Origin of the sequence: Nocardia canadensis, assembly GCF_032656385.1 — a bacterium.
Classification (GTDB): Bacteria; Actinomycetota; Actinomycetes; order Mycobacteriales; family Mycobacteriaceae; genus Nocardia; species Nocardia canadensis.
Window position 1 is genome coordinate 128,793 of the sequence record NZ_JAVCWB010000008.1, and the last position, 21,953, is coordinate 150,745.

At 66.6% G+C, this 21,953-nt stretch carries 20 protein-coding genes; 11 read left to right on the forward strand and 9 right to left on the reverse strand.

All coding sequences use genetic code 11. The annotated features are described in order from the left end of the window. Nucleotides 1–33: 33 nt before the first annotated feature. Both Q7X29_RS14300 and Q7X29_RS14305 read left to right on the forward strand, forming a co-directional pair. Nucleotides 34–951 (forward strand): ArgK/MeaB family GTPase, encoded by a 918-nt coding sequence (locus Q7X29_RS14300; RefSeq protein ID WP_394358716.1) that lies wholly within the window; start codon nucleotides 34–36, stop codon nucleotides 949–951. A gap of 133 nt (nucleotides 952–1,084) precedes the next feature. Beyond that, nucleotides 1,085–2,338 carry an amidohydrolase family protein gene (locus Q7X29_RS14305; protein WP_316574334.1) on the forward strand — a complete coding sequence of 418 codons (1,254 nt, stop codon included), beginning with the start codon at nucleotides 1,085–1,087 and terminating at the stop codon, nucleotides 2,336–2,338. A 57-nt stretch (nucleotides 2,339–2,395) separates the two neighbouring features. On the opposite strand, the gene Q7X29_RS14310 is transcribed toward Q7X29_RS14305, so the two are convergent. The 3 genes from Q7X29_RS14310 to Q7X29_RS14320 are packed head-to-tail and all read right to left on the reverse strand — an operon-like array spanning nucleotide 2,396 to nucleotide 5,029. Next, nucleotides 2,396–3,517 (reverse strand): NAD(P)H-dependent amine dehydrogenase family protein, encoded by a 1,122-nt coding sequence (locus Q7X29_RS14310; protein ID WP_316574335.1) that lies wholly within the window; start codon nucleotides 3,515–3,517, stop codon nucleotides 2,396–2,398. After that, nucleotides 3,471–4,328, reverse strand: coding sequence for an acyl-CoA thioesterase (locus Q7X29_RS14315; protein ID WP_316574336.1), 858 nt, complete (start codon nucleotides 4,326–4,328; stop codon nucleotides 3,471–3,473). The genes Q7X29_RS14310 and Q7X29_RS14315 overlap by 47 nt, the downstream gene beginning before the upstream one ends. A 44-nt stretch (nucleotides 4,329–4,372) precedes the next feature. Then, nucleotides 4,373–5,029 (reverse strand): TetR/AcrR family transcriptional regulator, encoded by a 657-nt coding sequence (locus tag Q7X29_RS14320; RefSeq protein ID WP_316574337.1) that lies wholly within the window; start codon nucleotides 5,027–5,029, stop codon nucleotides 4,373–4,375. A 182-nt stretch (nucleotides 5,030–5,211) separates the two neighbouring features. Between Q7X29_RS14320 and Q7X29_RS14325 the strand changes: the two genes are divergently transcribed. The 3 genes from Q7X29_RS14325 to Q7X29_RS14335 are packed head-to-tail and all read left to right on the forward strand — an operon-like array spanning nucleotide 5,212 to nucleotide 8,162. Beyond that, the gene (locus Q7X29_RS14325; RefSeq protein ID WP_316574338.1) at nucleotides 5,212–6,210 is read left to right on the forward strand and encodes an acyl-CoA dehydrogenase family protein; all 999 of its coding nucleotides are present in this window, start codon (nucleotides 5,212–5,214) and stop codon (nucleotides 6,208–6,210) included. Next, nucleotides 6,194–7,372, forward strand: a complete 1,179-nt coding sequence (locus tag Q7X29_RS14330; RefSeq protein ID WP_316574339.1) for an acyl-CoA dehydrogenase family protein — start codon at nucleotides 6,194–6,196, stop codon at nucleotides 7,370–7,372. The genes Q7X29_RS14325 and Q7X29_RS14330 overlap by 17 nt, the downstream gene beginning before the upstream one ends. Nucleotides 7,373–7,376: 4 nt before the next feature. Continuing rightward, nucleotides 7,377–8,162: an enoyl-CoA hydratase gene (locus Q7X29_RS14335; RefSeq protein ID WP_316574340.1), complete on the forward strand. Its 786-nt coding sequence runs from the start codon at nucleotides 7,377–7,379 to the stop codon at nucleotides 8,160–8,162. A 129-nt stretch (nucleotides 8,163–8,291) separates the two neighbouring features. Here the strand turns inward: Q7X29_RS14335 and Q7X29_RS14340 are convergent, their stop codons facing one another. From Q7X29_RS14340 to Q7X29_RS14365, 6 genes are all read right to left on the reverse strand, one after another. Next, nucleotides 8,292–9,272, reverse strand: a complete 981-nt coding sequence (locus Q7X29_RS14340; RefSeq protein WP_316574341.1) for a Gfo/Idh/MocA family protein — start codon at nucleotides 9,270–9,272, stop codon at nucleotides 8,292–8,294. A gap of 72 nt (nucleotides 9,273–9,344) precedes the next feature. Beyond that, nucleotides 9,345–10,907, reverse strand: a complete 1,563-nt coding sequence (locus tag Q7X29_RS14345) for a carboxylesterase/lipase family protein (protein ID WP_316574342.1) — start codon at nucleotides 10,905–10,907, stop codon at nucleotides 9,345–9,347. A 40-nt stretch (nucleotides 10,908–10,947) separates the two neighbouring features. Beyond that, nucleotides 10,948–11,784, reverse strand: a complete 837-nt coding sequence (locus Q7X29_RS14350; RefSeq protein WP_316574343.1) for an ATP-binding cassette domain-containing protein — start codon at nucleotides 11,782–11,784, stop codon at nucleotides 10,948–10,950. Further along, on the reverse strand, nucleotides 11,781–13,589 hold the full coding sequence (locus Q7X29_RS14355) for a dipeptide/oligopeptide/nickel ABC transporter permease/ATP-binding protein (protein WP_316574344.1): 1,809 nt from the start codon (nucleotides 13,587–13,589) through the stop codon (nucleotides 11,781–11,783). Before Q7X29_RS14355 ends, Q7X29_RS14350 begins: the two co-directional genes overlap by 4 nt. Beyond that, complete coding sequence (locus Q7X29_RS14360) at nucleotides 13,586–14,527, reverse strand: ABC transporter permease (protein ID WP_316574345.1); 942 nt, start codon at nucleotides 14,525–14,527, stop codon at nucleotides 13,586–13,588. The genes Q7X29_RS14355 and Q7X29_RS14360 overlap by 4 nt, the downstream gene beginning before the upstream one ends. Before the next feature lie 9 nt (nucleotides 14,528–14,536). Further along, nucleotides 14,537–15,904 carry an ABC transporter substrate-binding protein gene (locus tag Q7X29_RS14365; protein ID WP_316574346.1) on the reverse strand — a complete coding sequence of 456 codons (1,368 nt, stop codon included), beginning with the start codon at nucleotides 15,902–15,904 and terminating at the stop codon, nucleotides 14,537–14,539. Between the two features lie 514 nt (nucleotides 15,905–16,418). On the opposite strand from Q7X29_RS14365, the gene Q7X29_RS14370 reads away from it, so the two are divergent. Genes Q7X29_RS14370 through Q7X29_RS14395 form a run of 6 tightly spaced genes read left to right on the forward strand, consistent with a single transcriptional unit; the run spans nucleotide 16,419 to nucleotide 21,911 of the window. Beyond that, the gene (locus Q7X29_RS14370) at nucleotides 16,419–17,750 is read left to right on the forward strand and encodes an ABC transporter substrate-binding protein (RefSeq protein ID WP_394358717.1); all 1,332 of its coding nucleotides are present in this window, start codon (nucleotides 16,419–16,421) and stop codon (nucleotides 17,748–17,750) included. Further along, nucleotides 17,751–19,868, forward strand: coding sequence for a branched-chain amino acid ABC transporter permease (locus Q7X29_RS14375; RefSeq protein ID WP_316574348.1), 2,118 nt, complete (start codon nucleotides 17,751–17,753; stop codon nucleotides 19,866–19,868). After that, nucleotides 19,846–20,559: an ABC transporter ATP-binding protein gene (locus Q7X29_RS14380; RefSeq protein ID WP_316574349.1), complete on the forward strand. Its 714-nt coding sequence runs from the start codon at nucleotides 19,846–19,848 to the stop codon at nucleotides 20,557–20,559. The genes Q7X29_RS14375 and Q7X29_RS14380 overlap by 23 nt, the downstream gene beginning before the upstream one ends. Next, the gene (locus Q7X29_RS14385; protein WP_316574350.1) at nucleotides 20,556–21,263 is read left to right on the forward strand and encodes an ABC transporter ATP-binding protein; all 708 of its coding nucleotides are present in this window, start codon (nucleotides 20,556–20,558) and stop codon (nucleotides 21,261–21,263) included. Before Q7X29_RS14380 ends, Q7X29_RS14385 begins: the two co-directional genes overlap by 4 nt. Beyond that, nucleotides 21,260–21,631, forward strand: a complete 372-nt coding sequence (locus Q7X29_RS14390; protein ID WP_316574351.1) for a hypothetical protein — start codon at nucleotides 21,260–21,262, stop codon at nucleotides 21,629–21,631. The genes Q7X29_RS14385 and Q7X29_RS14390 overlap by 4 nt, the downstream gene beginning before the upstream one ends. Continuing rightward, nucleotides 21,603–21,911 (forward strand): hypothetical protein, encoded by a 309-nt coding sequence (locus Q7X29_RS14395; protein ID WP_316574352.1) that lies wholly within the window; start codon nucleotides 21,603–21,605, stop codon nucleotides 21,909–21,911. The genes Q7X29_RS14390 and Q7X29_RS14395 overlap by 29 nt, the downstream gene beginning before the upstream one ends. Nucleotides 21,912–21,953 lie beyond the last annotated feature (42 nt).

Consider the following 21,953-nt stretch of genomic DNA (forward strand, 5'->3'; position numbering starts at 1 on the left):
ACCGAACTCGTCGCGGCGGCGCGCGGTGGCAGCATGCGCGCCGCCGGACGGCTGCTGAGTATGGTCGAAAGCCCGCGCCGTGCCGAGGTGCTGGCGACGCTCGACGACGTCCCGATTCGGGTGATCGGCCTGACCGGCCCACCCGGCGCGGGCAAATCCACCACGATCGCCGCGCTCACCTCCGCCTACCGCGCGCGCGGGCTCCGCGTGGCCGTGCTCGCAGTGGATCCGTCCTCGCCCTACAGCGGCGGCGCGCTGCTCGGTGACCGCATTCGGATGGCGGCCCACATCAACGATCCGGATGTGCTCATCCGGTCGGTCGCCACACGCGGGCACCTCGGTGGGCTCGCCGCCGCGGTGCCCGCCGCCATCCGGGTGCTGGCGGGGCTGTCCTATGACCTGGTACTGCTCGAAACGGTCGGTGTCGGCCAGTCGGAAATCGAGATCGCGGCGGTGGCCGATCCCACCCTGGTGATCATGAATCCTGGTGCGGGGGACTCGATTCAGGCGGCGAAAGCGGGTCTGTTGGAGATCGCCGACATTCTGGTCGTCAACAAGGCCGACCGCGACGGTGTGGAGCAGACCGTCCGCGATCTGCACGCCGAGACCCACCTGCCTGTCCTCACCCTGGTCGCCGCCCGTGGCACCGGCCTGGATGCGCTGGTCGATGCCGTCGAAGCCCACCACCGGGCCGACACCGGTGGCCGTCGGGCCCTTCGCGCGCGGGCGCAGATCCTCTCGTTGGCACAGACCCGGCTCCGCGCCCATCCTGAGCTGGATCGCCTGGCGCGCGGTGTCGCCGAGGGGTACCACGACCCGTACACGGCGGCGGAGTCGCTGGTGCGACCATCGGCGCCGCGACCCGTCGCGGTGGTCGCAGGCCCATCCGATGATCCATCGTTCTGCGACGCGGGCACCACCGGACCTGAAATCCCGGAATGCCGATTGTAATGTGACCGACTCCGTGCGAGAGTGGAATTCTCGGTAACGGAGATTGATAATCTCAAACCCAGAGGGGACCGCGCGCCCGCACCGACGCGGGGCGGCAGTCCGCGCGTATCCCCAGTGATGACGGAGGATTCACGTGAATATCGACGACATGATCCTGGTGAGCATCGACGACCATGTGGTCGAGCCGCTGGATATGTTCAAAGGACGGATTCCGCAGAAGTGGGCCGAGCACACCCCCGGGGTGGAGGTCGACGACAAGGGCGTTGACCGATGGGTCTACCGCGGGCGGCCGACCGGTGTGGCGGGGCTCAATGCCGTGGTGTCCTGGCCCGCCGAGGAATGGGCGCGAGATCCAGCTGGTTACGCCGAGATGCGCCCCGCGGTCTACGACATCCACGAACGCGTCAAGGACATGGACGCCAACGGCATCCTCGCCTCGATGTGCTTCCCGACATTCCCCGGCTTCAGCGCCGGGCATCTGTCGCACTTCAAGGACGAGATCACCGTCGCGATGATCCAGGCCTACAACGACTGGCACATCGAGGACTGGGCTGGTGCCTATCCCGGCCGGTTCATCCCCTGTGGCATTCTGCCGCTGTGGGATCCGGCGCTGGCGGTGGCGGAGATCGCGCGCCTGGCGAGCAAGGGATGCCACTCGGTGACGATGGCGGAACTGCCGCATATCGACGGACTGCCCTCCTATCACGACATCGAGTACTGGGCACCGGTGTTCGAGGCGCTGTGCGAACACGAGACCGTCATGAATCTGCACATCGGGCAAGGGTTCGGTGCACTACGGCTGGCACCGAACGCGCCGATCGACAATCTCATGGTGCTCGCGCCGAGCATTTCCCAGATCGCCGCACAGGATCTGTTGTGGGGCCCGGCTTTCCGTACGTATCCGAAGCTGAAGGTGGCACTCTCCGAAGGTGGAATCGGCTGGATCCCGTTCTTCCTCGACCGCTCCGATCGGCATTACACCAATCAGCGATGGCTGCGACGCGACTTCGGCGGAAAACTGCCCAGCGAGGTGTTCCGTGAGCACGTACTCGCCTGCTATGTCACCGACAAGACGGCGTTGAAATTCCGCCACGAGATCGGCATCGACAACATCGCCTGGGAGTGCGACTACCCGCACTCGGACTCGCTGTGGCCGGATGCTCCGGAATTCGTCCACAACGAACTCACGGCGGCCGGTGCCGACGACGCCGATGTCCACAAGATCACCTGGCAGAATGCCTGCCGATTCTTCGGAATCGACCCCTTCACCCATATCCCCAGGGAGCAGGCGACGGTCGGGGCGCTGCGCGCTCGCGCCAAGGACGTCGACACATCGACCAAGTCCCGCAAGGAGTACGCCGCTCTCTACGCCGCGCGCGTGGGCTGAGCCGACACGATCGGGCGGCCGGATCAAGTGATCCGGCCGCCCGATCGAGTATCTGGTTCAGGCGAGCGTGGCGCCGAACGGCGGCAGCTCAGTGGTTGTCCGAATGCCGGGGGGTGCGGCACACACCGCCGCGACGGCGTTCACCGCGCGATTGGCCGTGTAGGCGGGGAAGGTCGACGTCATCCGCTCGACCGGTACCGGAAAGCGGATGTCGATGTCGAGCGGTGCGTCCCCATCGGCCTCGATGTGCCAGCCGGTGTCGCGCAGTTCCCAGTCCGGTTCCAGATCTCGCGTGCAGTACCAGGTCGCGCGGAAGCGCAGCAGGGTCTCGCCGCCGCGGACCCCGGAGACGGTCACTCGTTGTGCGCCAACTGTTCCGGCGGCCAGCGTACCGGCCGCGATATCTGTCGTGCGCCGTGCGACCGCGATCTCGCCGTCGGCGACCACGGAGTCGAGGGGAGTCCCCATCTCCTCGGCCAGCAAACGCAGTGACGGCCCGAAACTCGTGCCGAGGTGCTCGGAACGCCCCCTCGGGAAGTCGGCCGGACTCCGGCCGAAGCCCATCACGTCGAAGAGCATCGCCGGCGAGTCACGGTGTCCGAGATCGGCGTACTCGTCGATGCTCAGCAGGCCGAGCCGGCGTTGTAGGGACAGGAGCGCGAGGGGGATGGCCTCGCTGATGAAGCCGGGACTGCTGCCGGTGCTGTAGATGGAAGCACCGCCTGCCCAGCAAGCGGCCTCCACCCGCGCGCACAGATCGCGGTCCATGCTCGGAGGATGATGGAACGCGGTGCTGGTGGTGACGATATTCGTGCCCGACGCGAGGATTCGGCACACCTCGGCGGCGTCGAGCACCCGGGGCATGTACAGCACGCAGTCGGCATCGAGGCTCAGGATTTCGTCGATGTCGTCGGTCGCGCGCACGGCGGTGGCGATAGCGGACCCGCCGAGCTCACCGGCAGCACGCCCCACCTTGTCCGATGTATGGACATAGAGCCCGGCGAGAGCAAGCCGGGGATGCTCGATCACCGCACGCAAGGAGCGGGAGCCGATGTTTCCGGTGGCCCACTGCACGACCCTGAGGTTCCCGGCGGCGGGCGGATGAATGTTCACAGGTGCCTCACTGATGCGATCATGGGCGGAAGCGCAGCAACGCTTCCTGGGCGAAGGATGCGACAAGGGCGCCGTCCTCGGTGAAGACGTCGCCGCGGCCGAAACAGCGGCCGTGCGCGAGAATGGGACTGTGGTGGCGCAGCAGTAGCCACTGATCGGCGCGGAACGGGCGATGGAACCAGACCGTATGTGAGGTGGTCGCGGAGGTGAAGGTGGTCCCGTTACCGCGTTGGCCAACGCCGTCCACCGCGCGCAGCGCGGTTCCGATCAGATTGAGATCGGTCGCGTAGGCGACGAGCGGCGCGGCCAGTTCCTGGTCCACCTCGGGGGTGCGCATCCACAGGTCGTATCCGGGCGGGCCGACCGCAGTGTCGTCGAGATCGGCGGAAGCCCTTGTCTCCCAAGGGATCAGGTCGAGGTGCACCCGACTCTCGGGTGGCAGTAGTGGCGAGTCGGCCGTGACGGACTGGTGTGCGAAACCCTCCTCCACCGCGTGCATGGAGACAGCGGCGGTGCCGATCACCTCGCCCTTCTGCCGGGCCGTGACGGTCAATGCGGCGAAGGAGCGACCCTGGTGCTGGCTGTGCACGATGTAGTACACCGGCGCGTCGCTCTTGCCCTCGCGTGCGAACAGGACATGGACCGACTTGACGGCCTTGTCGGGGCACGCGGCGACCGCGGCCCCGACGAACTGCGCGAGCAGTTGCCCGCCGAAGAGGCGGTGGTATTCGAGTCGCTGATTGGTGCCCTCGAACACGGAGAGCGTTGTCGCGCGATGGGTGTTGTCCCGTCGTGGAACGGCACTCTCCGAGTTCGGGTAATCCTGCTGTGGTCGCAGGTCGAGGCAACCTAGAAGGTCGGTCCAGAGATCGTGCATACGATCAGTGTAAGCGATACTCTATGAGAATGAGAATCGTATTCTCATTCTGGGGCAGCGAACCCCCGTGAGCAGAAATCCCAGACTTCCTCGGCGCTGATGGGTTTCGTGGTCGCGTCGTCGGCGGAACTCGACGACTGTGCGATGAACATGACGGTCTGCATTGTCATCGCCCCGATGCGGCGGGTGTTGACCCCGGGTCGAAGCTTGCCCTCCGCTGCGGCCTTGTCCATCAATTCCCTGAACAGGGCAAGTAGTGGTGCGTGCGCGGTCTTGACCTCCACTGGGTGGGAGATCAGTAACTGCGGCGCGAAGTCGGTGAACAGCGGCCGGGTGGCACTCGGGTCCGGTCGGGACAGTTCGTAGAGCAATTCCACGGCGACGCGCAGCTGCTCCAGTGGGTTCGATCGACCGTCGGCGGCGGCGCGGATCTGGTCGGCGGCCCGGCCGAGTGCGTCTTCGAACAGGGCGAGCAGGAGCTCGTGCTTGCCGTCGAACTGCAAGTAGAAGCTGCGCAGCGACTGCTTGGAACGGTCGACGACCTCCTGGACCGTGAAGTCCGTGGTGCCCTTCTCGGTAATGATCGCCTGGGCTGCGTCCAGGAAACGCTGTACCCGTACTTCGGCGCGCAATTTCGCCGTCTTGAGGGAGCGTTCGACCGCGCGCTGCTTCCACGCCGGCTCTTCGGTGGGGGTCGTCACTGGGTGATCAGTCCTCTGGTGTCGGGGGAGAACATGGTTGCACCCTACCCGAGAGTACGGTCCTGCCCTCCTGCAGGTTGGCGTGTCCCCTCAAGAAGAATGAGAGTCTTACTTTCGAGAATCAAGAATGCTATTCTCGCACATGTCGTCGATCTTAGTTCTGATAGAGGAGGTAGGCCGGGATGCTCTTCGAGCTCGACCCCGACCAACGGCTGTGGCGGGAAACCGTTCGTGACGTCGTGGCCAAGGAATGCCCTTCGACGCTGATCCGGTCCATCGTGGATGCCGCGGCGGACCCGACTCCGCTGTGGCAGAACTACGTCAAGCTCGGCTGGACCGAACTCACGGATCCGGGGGAGGCGGTTGAACTGGCCATCGTGCTCGAGGAGCTCGGCCGGGCCGTCGATCCGACGCCCTACCTGGCGACCATGACGCAGTTCGCCCCGCTGGCACCGGACTTCGGTCGCCTGAAGCGGCCGGGGGCCGCTGTGCTGGATGGGGTGAGCGCCACCCGCGACGGTGCCGGATGGCTGCTGCACGGCACCAGCCGTCACGTCCTGGACGGTGATCGTGCCGAGTGGCTGGCCGTGGTGACCGACGCGGGTGTGTTCACCGTGCCTGCCTCCGCCGTGATCGTCATCCGGACGCCGGTTCTCGATCCGGTGCTGCATCTCGCGCAGGTGTCGTTTCCCGGCGTCCGCGTGGGCAACGGCGATCGCCGTGCCGTCGACGCGGGCCGGGCGCGTGACCTGTCGCTGACGGGCATCGCGCTCACCACCGTCGGAGCCTGCCAGCGCGTTCTCGAACTCGTTCTCGATCATGTCGGCAGCCGCAAGCAGTTCGACACCGTGATCGGTTCGTTCCAGGCGGTGCAACACAAAGCCGCCGATATGCACGTGGCCATCGAAAGAGCCCGTGCTCTGTCCTATTTCGCCGCGCTCACCATCGCCTCCGACGATCCACGCCGACGCCTGGCCGCCGCCATGGCCAAGGCCGCGGCGGGGGAGTGTCAATCGCTGGTGTTCCGCAACGGCCTGCAATTGTCCGGAGCCATGGGGTTCACCTGGGAGAACGATCTGCAGTTCGCGCTCAAGCGGGCAAAAGCTGGTGAGCTGATGCTCGGCGGCGCGGATGAACACCGAGCGCTCATCACCGAGGAGTACCGTGCAGCTCACCTTTGATGCCGAGGTCGAAGCCTTCCGGGCCGAATTCGTCGCCTTTCTCGCTGAACATCTACCCGCGGAAGCGCAGACGAGCCAGCGGGCGCGTTCCAGTGCCGATATTCCGGAGTGGGCGCGTCGCTTCCAGCGACTGTTGTTCGACCACGGCTGGCTGCTGCCGGGCAATCCACCGGAGTTCGGTGGTCGCGATGCCACCCTGCTCCAGCAGTACGTGCACCTGGAGGAGCTGTCGAAGCGGCGCATCTATCACAGCTTCAATCCGCAGGGTCTGGGGATCATCGCCGCCTCGCTGCTGAGTTTCGGTACCGATGCGCAGAAGAAGCATTGGGCCGCGCCGATTCTGCGTGCGGAGCTCACCGCGGCGCTCGGAATGAGCGAGCCCGGCGCGGGGTCGGATCTGGCCTCGCTGCGCACGCGTGCGGTGCTCGACGGCGACCACTTCGTGGTGAACGGGCAGAAGGTGTGGACCTCGGGCGCGCATGACGCCGATGTTCTGCTCACCTTCGTGCGCACCGATCCGGATGCTCCCAAGCACAAGGGCATCAGTGTTCTGCTGATTCCCACCGATACGCCCGGCGTAACCCGGCGCCCGTTCCCGTCGGTCTGCTCTGCCGACGACCTCGACTTCAACGAGGTGTTCCTGGAGGACGTCCGGGTGCCCGCCGAGAATCTGGTCGGTGGGTTGCACCAGGGCTGGCAGGTGGCCACCGGTTCACTCGGGCACGAGCGCACCCTGCTGTGGTTGAGCTTCGCTGACCGGCTCGAGGATCTGGTCGAGGACTTCCGGCCGCGAACGGTGCTGGATCGTGACCGCTTCGCGACACTGGTGATGGACGCGCACGCGCTGCGGTTGCTCGGGTCGGCCGCGCTGGCGCGCGAGGCCCGTGGCGAGCAGGACGTGGCCGCGCTGTCGGTGCTCAAACTGCTCGGGTCGGAATCGGTCCAACGCGCTTCGGAGCACGCGCTGCTCGCGGCCGGCGCGGACGGGCTGGTGCACCCGGCGATGACCGGGCCCTACATGCCACTGAACAACGATCACTTCTCCGCGAGCTGGTTCGAGCGCTATGCGCGCAGCTTCGCGGGCACCATCGCCGGCGGGACCTCGGAGATTCAGCGCAACATCATCGCCGAGCGCGTGCTCGGGATGCCTCGGGGCCGGTGACGTGATGTATATCCGATACGAAGTCGCGAACAAGATCGCGACGATCACCCTGGATCGGCCCGAGGTCGCCAATGTCCAGAATCCGGCCCTGCTCGACGAATTGGACGAGGCGTGGAGCGCGGCCGTCGCCGATGACGAGGTGGTCGTGATCGTGCTGCGGGCGGAGGGCAAGCATTTCTCTGCGGGACACGATCTGAAGGGCGGCTTCGGACCAGCGCCCGACAAGATCACCCTGGAGATGATCTATTCCGCAGAAAGCCGCCGATACCTGGAGTATTCGCTGCGATGGCGGAACGCGCCGAAACCATCCATCGCGGCGGTGCAGGGCCGCTGCATCGCGGGTGGACTGCTGCTGTGCTGGCCGTGCGACCTGATCGTGGCCGCCGAGGACGCTCTGTTCTCCGACCCGGTCGTGCTGATGGGGATCGGTGGCGTCGAATACCACGGGCACACCTGGGAACTCGGCGCTCGCAAGGCCAAGGAGATTCTGTTCACCGGTCGCCCGCTCACCGCCGCCGAGGCGGAACGGACGGGCATGGTCAACCTGGTGGTACAGCGCGATGAATTGGACTCACGCACACTGGAATTGGCGACCCGAATCGCGAAGATGCCGCCGTTCGGTCTCCGTCAAGCCAAACGCGCCGTCAACCAGACCTTGGATGTGCAGGGCTTCTACGCTTCGATCCAGTCGGTCTTCGACATCCATCAGACCGGGCACGGTAATACGCTGAGCGTGAACGGATATCCGGCCCTGGTGGGCTTGGACGACATGAAAAGGCGGATCCAATAGGCGCACAACTGTCCGGTGTCGCTGATTCGACGGCCCCGAGCGCGCAGTGCGAGTCACGTACGTGTGCTCGGGGCCGGTGCTGTCGATCGAGTCGGTCCACATCCAGACCCCGTGCGTGGGATCGGAAGCTCAGCTCAGCGGAGTGCGTGGCCGCATTCCGGCAGCCCGGTAGGCGTCGTCGATCAGGCGCATGATGGTCGCGGCGTCGGCGGCCTCGGTGACCACCGCGTCACCGTCTCGGACCGCATCGCGGAATGCCTGTAGCTGATACGAGTAGGTGGTCCGCGTTTCGCAGTCCTCGACGGCCGTGGCGGTGGCCGTGACAATCGTGATCTTTCCGGCGTAATGCGGATGGTACGGCGAGCGCACATGGATTGTTCCGGCCGTACCGGTGACGTGGAGTTCGGCGCAGAGCTCGTCCTGCGGCCGCATGCTCGCCACCGCCTCGGCGCCGACTCCGCCGGGGAAGGAGAATTCCACTGTCATGGCGGCATCGACGCCGAGGGCGTGCTCGGCGTGCGCCGCACGGATCTCTGGTCTGCCGAACAGGTAGCACAGCAGCCGAACCGGATAGACGCCCAGATCCATGAGCGCACCGCCACCGAGGGTGTACTGCCATCGGATATCGGCGTGGTTGGTGTGGGGGACTACGAAACGTGCTGTAGCCCAGGTGATCTCACCGATCACCCGGGACCTCAGTAGCTGCGACAGTGCGGCCCAGCTCGGGTGGTAGAGCGAATGGAACGCCTCCATCACCACGAGTGGCCCGCCCGTGACGAGCTCGGCGATCGCGATGGCCTCGTCCGCGTTCGCGGTGAAGGGCTTCTCGCACAGTACGTGCTTGCCGGCCTCGACCGCCCGGCGTATCCAATGACCGTGCAGCGCGGCCGGTGTGGGTATGTAGACGGCGGTGATGTGCGGATCGTCGAGGATCTCGTCGTAGTCGCGCAGCACGCGGGGAACACCGTGCTTGGCCGCGAAGACGGCGGCACGCGCGGGATCACGGGCGGCGACGGCGGCCACCTCGATGCCGTCGAGTTCGCGCGCCGGGTGCACGAGTGCGAGCGGGGCGATGCGGGCCGCACCGAGGATTCCGACGGTCACTGTCATCGGTGCGACCTTTCCGATCGTTCTGCGGTCTTGTCGTCCGCCGGCGCGAGGTAGGCCACCGTGCGGCGCTGGTCAGGCATCGCACGCAGCCGAGAGCCAGTATGCGGCGACATCTTCGGGCGGCTCGGCGGCGAAGGCTGTGGTCGGTCCGATCTGGTAGGTGTTTGCTCGCTGCGCGAAATCGTATGCGGGCCAACCGGGGTCGCCGGTCGCGAGGAATCGTGCCCACGCGCCTGCGAGCGCATCGCGGACCGCACGGTGTTCGGGCGTATCGATATCGAGTGCGGCGAGTTTGTCGTAGAGGTACATCGCTTCGACGCTGTGGTACGCCCCACCCGGTTCACCGAAGGGACTGCCCTCGAACAGATACGTGTAGGCCCGCCCGCCCGCCGCGGTCTGAGCCCGGGCGAGCCGGATGGCAGGAACACGGTAGACGGCATCGGACAGGAACAGGGTGCGCAGTTCTTCGAGTGCGTCCGGGGCAGGTGCGGTCGCGGGACGGGTGCGTAACCGGATGCGATACGCGGCCAGCAGATCCCGCGTCCGCTCGACCCCGGCCCTGGCCATCTCGGCACGCAGCCAGGACTCGTCGGGGGGACGGTAGCTGTCGCCGGCCAGCGCGGCGAACATCCGGAATTCGTCCTTGTTCGCACCGATCAGCAGCGGAATACCCGCCGCGGTGCCGGCCCGCACAGCGTCGTGGGGGTGCTCGACCACCACGGTGCCGTCGTGCACCACACCCCAGGCACGCCCGCCGGGCAGGCTGCGGACACCGATATCGGAGTCGATCACCGTGACCTGGGCCCGCAGGATGTCCTCGAGTGGAACCGCTGTCAGGCCGTGCATGTCCGTCACGCCGAGAACGGAGAACAGGTCGGTGGTGATCGACTCGGCGATCTCGGGTGTGTACACCCGCCCGGTGCTGCCGCTGTGCAGGATCGCCTGGTGGAAGGTGCCCGCGGCGGCGGGCTGGGTAAGCAGCGCTCCGACCGAGAAGGCCCCCGCCGAACCACCACCCACGGTGATGTTGTCGGGATCGCCGCCGAAGGCGGCGATGTTCTCGCTGACCCAGCGCAGGGCCGCGGCTTGATCCTGGAGACCGAGGTTGGCGCTGTCGGCCCACTCGGCGCGGTCGGGTCCGGTGGGGTAGACCCAGCCGAGCGCGCCGAGTCGATAGTTCGCGGCGACCACCACGGCGCCCGTCAGCCGGGATACCGCGGCGCCGTCGAACTTGGGTGGAGACGCCGATCCGGTCTCGAAGCCGCCACCATAGATCCATACCAGGACCGGGCTCTTGGTATGGATGGACGGTGTCCAGACATTGAGGTAGAGGCAGTCTTCGGCGGATGTGTCGCCCATGCGGCGCGCGGCGTCCATCATGGCCGCGCCGCGGGAGCTGAGGCTCCGGCCTGCCGGCGCGGGCATTGCCCGTGTCTGTGGTGGTGCCGGGGGGAATGCGGTGCCGTCGCGAACTCCGGTCCACGGCCGCGGCGGCTGTGGCGGGCGAAAGCGTCGTTCCCCGACGGGTGGGACCGCGAAGGGGATCGCGCAGAAGACCGCTCCGGCGCCGGCTCGTATGCCTCGAACGGCGCCGGAGCGGGTCGACACGACAACGGGATCGGTGGCTCGGGTCACCGGGCCGGTCCCTCGTAGCTGCGGCGGCGCGCTCGAATTCTCATGTGGTGCCGACCTGTCCGGCCAGCCGATGGCGTTCGGTGCGACGGCGGCGCTGTTCGACCGGATCGGAGACAGGCGCGGCCAGCAACAGGCGTTGGGTGTACGGGTGAGCGGGCGCGCTGGTCACCACGGGCGCTCGGCCGGTCTCGACGATGTCGCCGCGGTACAGCACGGTGACCCGGTGGCTGACGTGCCGGATCACGGCGAGGTCATGGGAGATGAACAGATAGGCCACCCCCGTTCGCCGCTGGATGTCGATGAAGAGATCGAGAACGCGCGCCTGCGTGGACAGGTCGAGTGCGGAGACGGGTTCGTCGCAGACGATGAGTTTCGGCTCGGGCGCCAGTGCGCGGGCGATGGCGACGCGTTGCCGCTGGCCGCCGCTGAATTCGCGGGGCAGGCGGGCGGCGGCGTCGCGCGGTAGGCCGACCTGGTCCAGCAGTTCGGCGATGCGAGCCCGCGCGGCTGTGGAGCTGACGCCCTGGACGACCAGTGGCTCGCTGAGGATGTCGCCGATGGTGAGGGAGGGGTTGAGGGACCCGTAGGGGTCCTGGAAGACGACTTGGATGTCGCGCGCGAGGGCCCGCCTGGCGTTACCTCTGAGATCGGTGATATCCGCGCCGCCGAACCGGATATGCCCGCCGCTCGGCTTGATCAGCCCGAGGACGGCGCGGCCGATAGTGGTCTTACCGGAGCCGGATTCGCCGACCAGGCCGAGGGTTTCGCCCGCGGCGGCGGTCAGGGATACGCCGTGCAGCACCTCGTTGGGGCGGGCGCGGAAGCCACGACCGGGAAAGGCGACGCGCAGATCGTTCACTTCCAGCAAGGGGGTCATGACACTGTCTCCACAACGGTCGCGGTCGGAGGGGATTTCTCGGTGTCCCCACCGGCGGGCGGGTCGGTGCGTACGACGCTGTCGTCGAGAATGGAATTCAGCAGCATGCGGGTGTATTCGTGGTGTGGTTCGTCGAAGAGTTCGACGGTGGTTCCGGTTTCGACTATCTCGCCCTGGCTCATGACGGCGACGCGGTCGCACAGGTCGGCGACGACGCCGAAGTTGTGCGTTACCAGTAGCACTGCCATATCCAACTCCTGCTGCAGGTCGCGGAGCAGGTCGAGGATTTCGGCCTGGACGGTGACGTCGAGCGCGGTGGTCGGTTCGTCGGCGATGAGCACTCGCGGTCGGGAGGCGACCGCCCCGGCGATGAGGACGCGCTGCGCCATCCCGCCCGAGATCTGGTGCGGGTAGGAGGAGAACGTCCGCGCGGGATCCGGGATGCCGACCTTGCCGAGTAGCGCGATCACCCGGTTGCGGGCCTCCTTCCGGGACATGGGCTTGGCCGCGCGCACGCCTTCGACGAGCTGGGAACCGACTGTGACCGAGGGGTCGAGATTGGTCATGGGCTCCTGCGGCACATAGGCGATATCCCGCCCGCGAATGGCGCGAAGTCCGGATTCGTCGCGCCCCAGCAGTTCTTTACCATCCAGGGTGACCGATCCGGCGGTGACCACCGCCTCGGGCGGCAGCACACCGAGGACAGCGAAGGCGGTCTGAGTCTTGCCGGATCCGGATTCGCCCACCAGCCCCAGGGTTTCGCCCGCGTTCAGGTCGAACGAGACTCCGCTCACCACCTCCTTCAGCGCACCGGACGGTGACGGATAGGCGATGGTGAGATCTCGTACGGTCACCAGTCCGGGGGAGACCGAGGGACTGTCGCTGCCACGCACCGTCTGTGGGGCCGTGGCGACCAGTTTCACGGGCGTGCGGCGGCTGTCCCCGGCCAGCGTGTCGCGCAGTGCGTTACCGAAGAGCACCAGGGACGCAGTGATGAGGCCGAGCATCAGACTGGGCCAGAAGAAATGCATCGGATCGACGTAGAGGTTGATGAATCCGTCGGCGATCATGGCCCCGAAGCTCGGTACCGAGCTGGAACCGACACCGAGGAATGCCAGGCCGGACTGTACGCCGATGGCGGACCCGGCGAGGAACGCGGCGGCGATGATGATCGGCCCCCGCACCACGAACAGCACGTGCCGGGCCAGAATTCGCCGGTCCGGCAGTCCGGATACCCGGGCGGCGTCGATGAACAGTTCGTGCTTCACGCCGAGCACCTGGTTGCGCGTGATGCGGTAAACGGCCGGCGAGAGCAGAACGCCGAAGATCGCCATGGTGGTGCGGAAGTCGCCGTGGGTCACCGGCATGAGCACGATCAGCAGCAGCAGGCCTGGAAAGGTCATGATGAGGTTGAAGACCCACTCGGTGACCGCGCGGGCCCGGGTGCCGAAATAGCCACCGACGAGCCCAGCGCTCACGCCGATAATCAATGCGATGCTGGTGCCGATGAGTGCCGTGACCACGCTCGTATTGATCGAATGCAGTAGCCGGGCGAAGATGTCGCGCCCGTTCTGGTCGCCGCCGAGCAGGTATCCGGGTGTGCCGATCCCGGCATTGACGGCGTCGAGGGAGGAGACATTCGGATCATGTTCGGCCAGCAGCGGAGCCGCCAGTCCGAGGACGACAATGATGAGCAGGAGCCCGGCAGTGATGACGGCCTGCGGTTCGCGCAGTAGCCGCCGCAGGTTTGAGGTGCGGACCGCCGCTTCGGTGTCCTGGCCCGGGGTGGTAGATGTCGCGTTCAATGGATTCTCGCCTTCGGGTTGAGCCAGCCGTTCACCAGATCCACGGTCAGGTTGATGCCCACCACCAGCATGACGGCGAACAATGTGATGCCCATGATGATCGGAACGTCGCCCTGCAGGGCCGCGTTGAAGGCGTAGGAGCCGAACCCGGGCAGCGCGAAGACGTTCTCGATGATGATCGCGCCACCGAGCATGGTGATGAACTCCAGCGACAACACCGTCAGCGCCGGACCGGCGGCGTTACGCAAGGCGTGACGCAGTACCACCGACCGAGTGGAGATGCCGCGGGTGCGCAAGGTGCGGATGTAGTCCTTGCGCAATTCGTCGATCATCGCGCCACGCACCTGCGCCGTGAGATTGGCGATGCCGTGCACCACCAACACGATCACCGGAATGGTGATGGCGGCCGCCCAGCGCCCGGGATCCTCGCTGAACGGCGTGAAACCGGTGGCGGGCAACAGTTTCAGTTTGATGGCGAGTACGAAGACCAGCACGATGGCCAACAGCAGGTTCGGCACGAGCGTCCCGGTCAGTGAAATGCCCTGCGCGATACGATCGGTCGCTCCGCTGTGCGTGGCGGCCAGCACGCCCAGCGCGATACTCACCACGGCGGTGATGATCAAGGCGACCACCACGATGGACAGAGTCACACCGAGACGGGTGGAGACGGCGTGCCCGACCGGTTCGCTGGTGAAATACGAGACACCGAAATCGCCGCGCGCCGCGTGCGCGAGCCAGTCGAGATACTGCACGAGAATCGGCCGGTCCATACCGATGTCGGCCTTACGCGCCGCGATTGTCTCCGGGCTGGCGGCCGGGCCGACAATGCCGTGCACGATACTGTCGAACGAGACGCTCAGCAGCAAATAGACGATCAGCGTGACCAGTACCGCGAGCACCAGGCCTGTTCCCAGTCGTCGGAGCGCATAGAGCGCCATGGTTACTCCTCACTTCGCGATATCGAACTGCCGTACGGAGTTCAGGCCCCGCGGCCCGGTTGCGATGTATTCGACGCCGCCCTTGGTCACCCAGTTTTGAGTGATGAAGAACAGCGGTGCATCCCACGCGTGGCGCACGGTGAACGCGTTGATCTGCTTGGCCAGTTCGTTCGCGCGCTGTGGGTCGAGTTCCCGGTTGTAGCGTTCGCCCAATGCGGTGAGCTCGGGCTCGGTGGTGTGGAAGGGGTTACGGGAATGCTCCGGCGCGAAGCCCTGGAGATCGCGCGGGAACGGAGCGGTAGCGTCGATGGCGAGCAACATCGGGAACCGCTGCGACGCGATCGCGGCCGCCGCCTGCTGCAGGGGTACCGATTCCCAGGTCACCGTGATTCCGATGGCTGCCAGCGACTGGGTAACGGTCGGCGCGAAGGTTTTGGCGTAGACCGTTTCCGGCATGGTCACGGTGAATCCGTCGGGGTAGCCCGCATCGGTCAGCAGGCGCTTGGCCCGCTCCACATCGAACGGGTACTCCGGCTCGAGCGCGGGGTCGTAGGCGGGTCCCTTCGGGTTGAACGTCTGTACCGTCGGCGTGCCTGCACCGTGGGCGATCTGCTGGACGATCTTCGCGCGGTCGAAGGCCATGTTGATTGCCTGGCGCACACGGATATCGGCCAGGGCGGGGACTTGTTCGCCCTTGCGATCGGCGATCACCAGACTCACCAGCGAGCTGCCCTCGACGGGAGTGAGCGTGAAGCCGCTCGCTTTGACCCGGTCCAGGTGGGTGGCCTCGACACTGCCCGCGTTGAGTTCACCGGCCTGCAAGGCGTTCAAAGCGGCGGTACGGTCGGCGATCACCCGGACTTTGATCGTGTGGAACGGGTATGCCTGCGCATTCCAATGGTCGTCGCGCCGATTCAGCACATAGGTCGTGCCGTTCACCGTCTCCGCGGTATTGAGCGTGTACGGCCCGGATCCCACGGGATTCAGGGCGGTGCGGTCCTGGTCCATGGTCGCCGGGTCGCCGATGACGCCGGGTCCCATGGCCAGGGCGGGGAGCAGTCCGGCGTCGGGTCGGGAGAGTTTCAGGACGATGGTGCGGTCTCCGGGTGTCTCGATGGTGTCCACCCGCTTCAGCCAGCCCTGCATCGTTCCGGGCGTCGCCTTGGTGCGTTCCATGGTCGCTTTCACAGCGGCCGCGTTCACCGGGGCGCCGGAACTGAAGGTCATCCCGGCGCGCAGGTGCAGTGTCACGGTCCGCGCATCGTCGCTGATCTCCCAGCTCTCGGCGGCGTTCGGCTGCAGCTTTCCGTCGTCGTCGAGATAGAGCAGGGTGTCGAAGATGCTGGCCCATACATAGGGGGCCTGGCCCTCGACCAACTGAGCGGGGTCGAAGGAGTTGGGCACACCCTGGATGGCGAAAGACAGGGTCCCGTCGCGTGACCCCGAGGACTGGTCTGTGCCACAGGCGGTGACCGCGGACAGGGTGACTACGGCGACCAGCGCGATGAACAGTCCCGTGCGCACCCGCGAGCGGAGCGAATTACACAACATATGCGAACTTCCTTGTTCTGTGATGTGCGTCAATTACGCGGGCTCACACCTATGACTCACAAGCGGTTGCCACGTGTTGCCCCACCCCAGGGCCGTCGCCGCGGCAAGCCGTCCGACCAACCGAGGCGGAGCTCTACCGGCACCTTTCTCGAGAACGGAACATTGATTCTCTCAATATGAGAAGGTAGTTTCCCAATAGAGAGAGTGTACGGGTTACTCGGAAGTGCTTGGCTCATCGGGGAGCTGGACGGTCTGCCGTTCGCTCGTCGGCGGTCGGCATGGAGCCCGGTGAAGGAGGAAGACCTTGAAGCCCCATCGAAAAGTCGTCGCCGTAGTGGCGATGGCCCTGCTCGTTGCCGCGTGCGGCGGGCGCAGCGGCACGGGTACCGAGGAAACGGCAGGCCCGGCGACGGCATCCACCGCGTTCGGTGATCTGAGCGCGGTCTGCGGGCCTGGCACCCCGAGCAGTGCGCCCACCCAGGGCGTGACAGCGAAGGAAGTCAAGGTCGGCGTCTTCACCGACGTGGGATTCACCAAGAAGCCCGAATTGGTGGATGCGGCGAAGGTCTTCACCACGTGGTGCAACGCCGCCGGTGGAATCAACGGCAGGCGGGTCGTCGCCGAAACCCGTGATACGAAGATGATGGAAGTCCGCCAGCGCATGCTCGACGCCTGCCGTGAGGACTTCGCGCTGGTCGGCGGCTCGGCCTCGCTGGACGGTCTGGGTGTGAAGGATCGGCTGTCGTGCTTGCTGCCCGAATTCTCCGCTCAGATCAGTCAGCCCGAGAACATCGAGTCCGATCTGCAGATCAACGCCTCGCCCTCGACCTTCGCGCGCTACGAGCCCTACTTCGGGCTTCGGCAATGGCTGTTCAAGCAGGCATACCCGGAGTCTGCCGGTGCGGTCGGCATCATCAACGGCGACTCGCCCGTCACCAAGGTGCTCGGCGCCAAAGCGGTGGAGAGCATCACTGCCGCGGGCGGCACCGTGACCTACAACGAGCTCTACCCGGCCGCCGGCGTCAGCGATTGGACACCGTACGCGCAGTCGATCAAGAGCAAGGGCGTGCGTGGGTTGCTGTTCCTCGGCAGCTACGCGCAATTGGCGAAGCTGGAGGACGTCCTGACCGGGATGGACTACAAGCTCGACTGGATCGACGCCAACAACAACGCCTACAACCAGTCGTTCGTCGAACTGCTCGGCCGGTCCGCTGATTATCAGAACAATCTCGTCGACCTGGGCGGTGTCGTGCCGTTCGAGAACGAGACCGTATCGGCTATGCGGCAACTGCACGAGCTGTACAAGACTTACGCCCCGGACGCCGAGATCACGATGCCCGCTCTTCGTGCCTTCTCGTCGTGGTTGCTGTTCGCCAAGGCGGCGTCCAGTTGCGGTGACGCGCTCACCCGCAAGTGTTTGGTCGATGCCGCCGCCAAGGAGACCGCATGGACCGGCGGCGGGCTGCATACTGCCAACGATCTGTCGAGCGAGGACGCGGCGCCGCGGTGCTTCAGTGTCCTGCGGGCCACCTCTCAGGGCTGGAAGCCCGCGGACTTCGCGCCCAATCAAGACGGATTCCGTTGTGGGGGAGAGCCATACCGCTACACCGGCAACTATCCCGCGCCGATGACGCTGGCTGATGTCGGCAAGACCATGAACGATCTGAAGTAGATGGAGCAGTTTCTCGCCTTCGGAATCGTCGGGCTCAGCACCGCGGCCATCTACGCGGTGATCGGCAGTGGACTGGTACTCACCTACACCACCACCGGCATCTTCAACTTCGCGCACGGTGCCGCCGGCATGATGGCGGCCTTCTCGTACTGGCAGCTGACAATCGGCTGGGGCGTGCCGGTGCCGGTCGCCCTCGCGATCGTGCTGCTGTGTCTGGCGCCGCTGACCGGCCTGCTCGTCGAGCGTGCGTTGCGGGCGGTGCAAGGGCTCGGTGAGGCCGAGCGGCTGGTGATGACCGTCGCGATGCTCAGCGGGCTCATCGCCACCGCGCAATGGATCTGGAGTCCGAGCAAGGCTCGGTCGCTGCCGAACTTCTTCGCCGAGCAGCGGCCGTTCCACATCGGATCAGCCACGGTTACCTGGCATCAGGCGCTGACCATGGTGGTCGCGGTAACCGTCGCAGTGGGACTCCGTATCCTGCTCTACCGAACCCGAACCGGCGTGGAAATGCGGGCGACCGTCGATGACCGGGCGCTGGCGGGCCTCACCGGCTCCGACCCGCTGCGGGCGAATCGAGTGGCCTGGGTGCTCGGTATCGAATTGGCAGCTGTCGGTGGCATTCTCATCGCACCGACGGTCGCTCTCGATGCCCCGCAGCTGTCGCTTCTGATCGTCAGCGCCTATACCGCGGCGATATTCGGCAGGCTGAGGAATCTGCCGATGGTCTTCCTCGGCGCGGTAGTGGTCGGTTGTCTGGAGAGCTACCTGGCCGGATATCTTCCGCAGAACGACTATCTACCCGGCCTGCGGCTGGCTGCGCCCGCGCTTCTGCTGTTTCTCGCGCTTCTGTTGTTCCCGCACGGGCAGCTACGCGGCCGGGATCGTCAATTGAGCCGGGTGCCCATGCCGAGCCTGCGCGGTGCGGCGGGCTTCGCCGCGGTGATCGTGGTGGTCGGCGTCATGCTGGCAACCGTGCTCAGCGAGGGCGACCTGATCACCTACGGGCAGATATTCGCCTTCGGGCTGATCGGGCTGTCGTTCGTGCCACTGGCGGGCTACGCCGGCCAGATCTCGCTGTGCCAGTTGAGCATGGCGGGCATCGGGGCCGTCGCCTATGCCCACCTCGGTCCGGGCGGACAGGTATGGGGACTGCTCGCCGCGGTGCTCATCGCCGCGGCGGCGGGAGCGTTGATCGCGGTGCCCGCGATGCGCTTGTCCGGGGTGTATCTGGCCCTGGGTACGGCCGCTTTCGCGGTGGTACTCGACCGCTGGATCTTCACCCTCCCGTCCTTCGAGGTGCTCGGTGTGCGGATCAAGCTGTTCGACCAGGGTTCCGTCGACCTCGTCGGCCCCCGGATCTTCGGGTTCGCCGTGGACACCACCGCGGAGATCACCGTCTTCGCGGCGGTGTGCCTCGCGCTGGCGACCGTCGGTGTCGCGCTGTTGCGGCGTGGTCGGTTCGGGCGGCGGCTCATCGCCCTGCGCGACAGTGAGGCGGCGTACGCGACGCTCGGCGGAAACCTGCTGCCCGCCAAGGTCGCGGTCTTCGCGCTCAGCGCGGGCATCGCCGGACTCGGTGGCGCGCTCTACGGCATGCAGTTGCGATCGGTCACCGCCGAACAGTTCAATTTCGTTGCAGGACTGCCGATCTTCCTGGTCGCGGTGTTCGCCGGACTCGGTGCGGTCGGTGTGGGTATGTTCGTCGGCACCGCGCTCGCCGGGCCGCTGCCGGTGATCTCGGTGATCTGGCCGTCGATGCAGAACCTGGTGCACGTGATTCCGGCGCTGGCCGGTGTCGCCTCCGGTTCGGTCGTGCGCGAGGGCGCTATCGCCCATCTGCGCGAGGGTTGGAACGCCGCGCTACGGGATCCGCTGACGCGGACGGTACTGATCGGCATGCCGGTCCTGCTGTGGTTGCTGCGGTTGGCCGATGTGATCAACGGGTGGGTGCTGTTCTTCGGATCGCTGCTGTCCGCCTTCGCTGTTCGCTACTGGGCGCAGGCGCGCACAAGGCAGCCCGCCCCCGCCGACGTGCCGGTCGAGTGGTGGGGCGTGCGCCGTCCCTGGCAGGCCGAGGACAAGGAGGTGATCGACCGTGCCCTCATTGCTACGCGTTGACGGTGTCACCGTCGCCTTCGGTGGCCGAAGGGCTCTCGACGGTGCCGGACTGGTCGCCGAACGCGGACAGGTCACCGGTTTGATCGGCCCCAACGGCGCGGGCAAGAGCACTCTGTTCGACGTCGTCTGCGGCCTGCGCCGCCCCCAGTCGGGGCAGGTGCTGCTGGAAGGGCGCGATGTCACCCGATCCGGTCCCACCCGTCGCGCCAGGTACGGCTTGGCCCGGACCTTTCAACGGCTGGAACTGTTCGGCCGCTTGACCGTTCGGGACAATCTGCTGGTCGGCGCGGAACTGGGGTCGGGGCGGCGGCGCGCCGCCGAGATCGCCGACGAACTGCTCGAACGGCTCGGTCTGACCGGGGTCGCCGACCGCGGGGCCGACACCTTGCCCACCGGATCGGCCCGGCTGGTCGAGGTGGGTCGGGCGTTGGCCGCCCAGCCCGCCCTGCTGCTGCTGGACGAGCCGGCGGCGGGACAGGACAGCGAGGAGACCGAGCGGTTCGCGGCGCTGCTGCGGTCGGTGGCCGCCGACGGCACCGCCGTGGTGCTGGTGGAACACGACATGAGCCTGGTCATGAGCGTCTGCGACCAGGTGTACGTGCTCGATCTCGGCAAGATCATCTCTTCCGGACCGCCGGAGGTCATCCGCCAGGACGAGACCGTCCTGGCCGCCTACCTGGGGGACGCGTGACGACCCTGCTCGAACTGCGTGATGTCCACGCCGACTACGACGCCATCACCGTGCTGCACGGGGTGAATCTCAGCGTCGCCGCTGGGCAGGTGGTAGCCCTGCTCGGGCCCAACGGTGCGGGAAAATCGACCACCCTGCGGGTCGCGGCGGGCGCGCACTCGATCGCCGAAGGCGCGCTGCTGCTCGGCGGGCGGGAGGTGACCGGCGCCCGCACCCGCGAGCTCGCCAGGGCCGGAGTGTGCCTGATTCCGGAGGGTCGCGGAGTGTTTCCCAATCTGACCGTCCGCGAGAACCTGCGGATGATGACCTTCACCGGACGGTCGCGTCAGGAGATCGAGAGCATCGCCTTCGCACGCTTTCCGATTCTCGCCCAACGGGCTTCGCAGCTGGCCGGCACCATGTCCGGCGGTGAACAGCAGATGCTCGCGCTGGCTCGCGGGCTTGCCACCGATCCGGCGGTGCTGTTGCTCGACGAGCTGTCGATGGGCCTGGCCCCCCTGATTGTCGGCCAGCTCTACGAGCAGGTCGCCGAGATCGCCCGCGACGGCATCGCGGTCCTGGTGGTCGAGCAGTTCGCCGCCGCCGTTCTCGATATCGCCGACCACGCCGCGGTCATGGTCCGCGGCCGGGTCGAGCACGCAGGCCGCCCCGATGACGGGCTGCGCAACGAATTGGCCTCGCTCTATCTAGGAAGTGCCTCATGACCGAAACCCGCGCGGACCGCTTCGTCCGCGACCTGGCCGACCTGAAGATCCCCGATCCGGCTGCCGGACGGGGCAATCTGTGGCAGCGAGCAGGCACCACGTTCATGGCGCTCGGCCCGCTCCTGCCGCTGGTTGCCTATTTCCTCTCGCACAACACCTCCGACCCTCTCGTCCAGCGCGACGCGATGATCATCGCCCTCGGCGGGATCGCGCTGAGCATCGTCGGCGCGGCGCTGTTCCTGCGCTACGCGCTGACCGGGGTGTTGCGGTTCTGGATGGCCCGCCAGTCCTTCGACCTCGCACAGCTCTCGGACCACGTGTCCGGAAAGGAGATCAATGATGACAGCGTCGCAGCTTCATCCCGGTGAGCAGCTCGCCAGCACGGTGTGCGCCACCAAGGTGGTGGTCGTTCGCGCCCCGGCCGACCGCGCGCCCTCGCTCGCGTGCGGGGGAGCTGATCTGGTGCCGGCCGCCGAAGCGCCCACGACACCGCCTGGCGGGGCCGCGGTGACACTCGTCGGCAAGCGGTATGTGAATGCCGACGAGTCAGTCGAATTGCTTTGTACCGCACCGGGTGCCGGTCAGCTCACGTGTGACGGTGAACCCATGACGATCAAGGCCGCCAAGGCGTTGCCCGCCTCGGACTGATGGCGATGGTGGCCGAATACGTGTGGGTGCGTGACCGAGTGG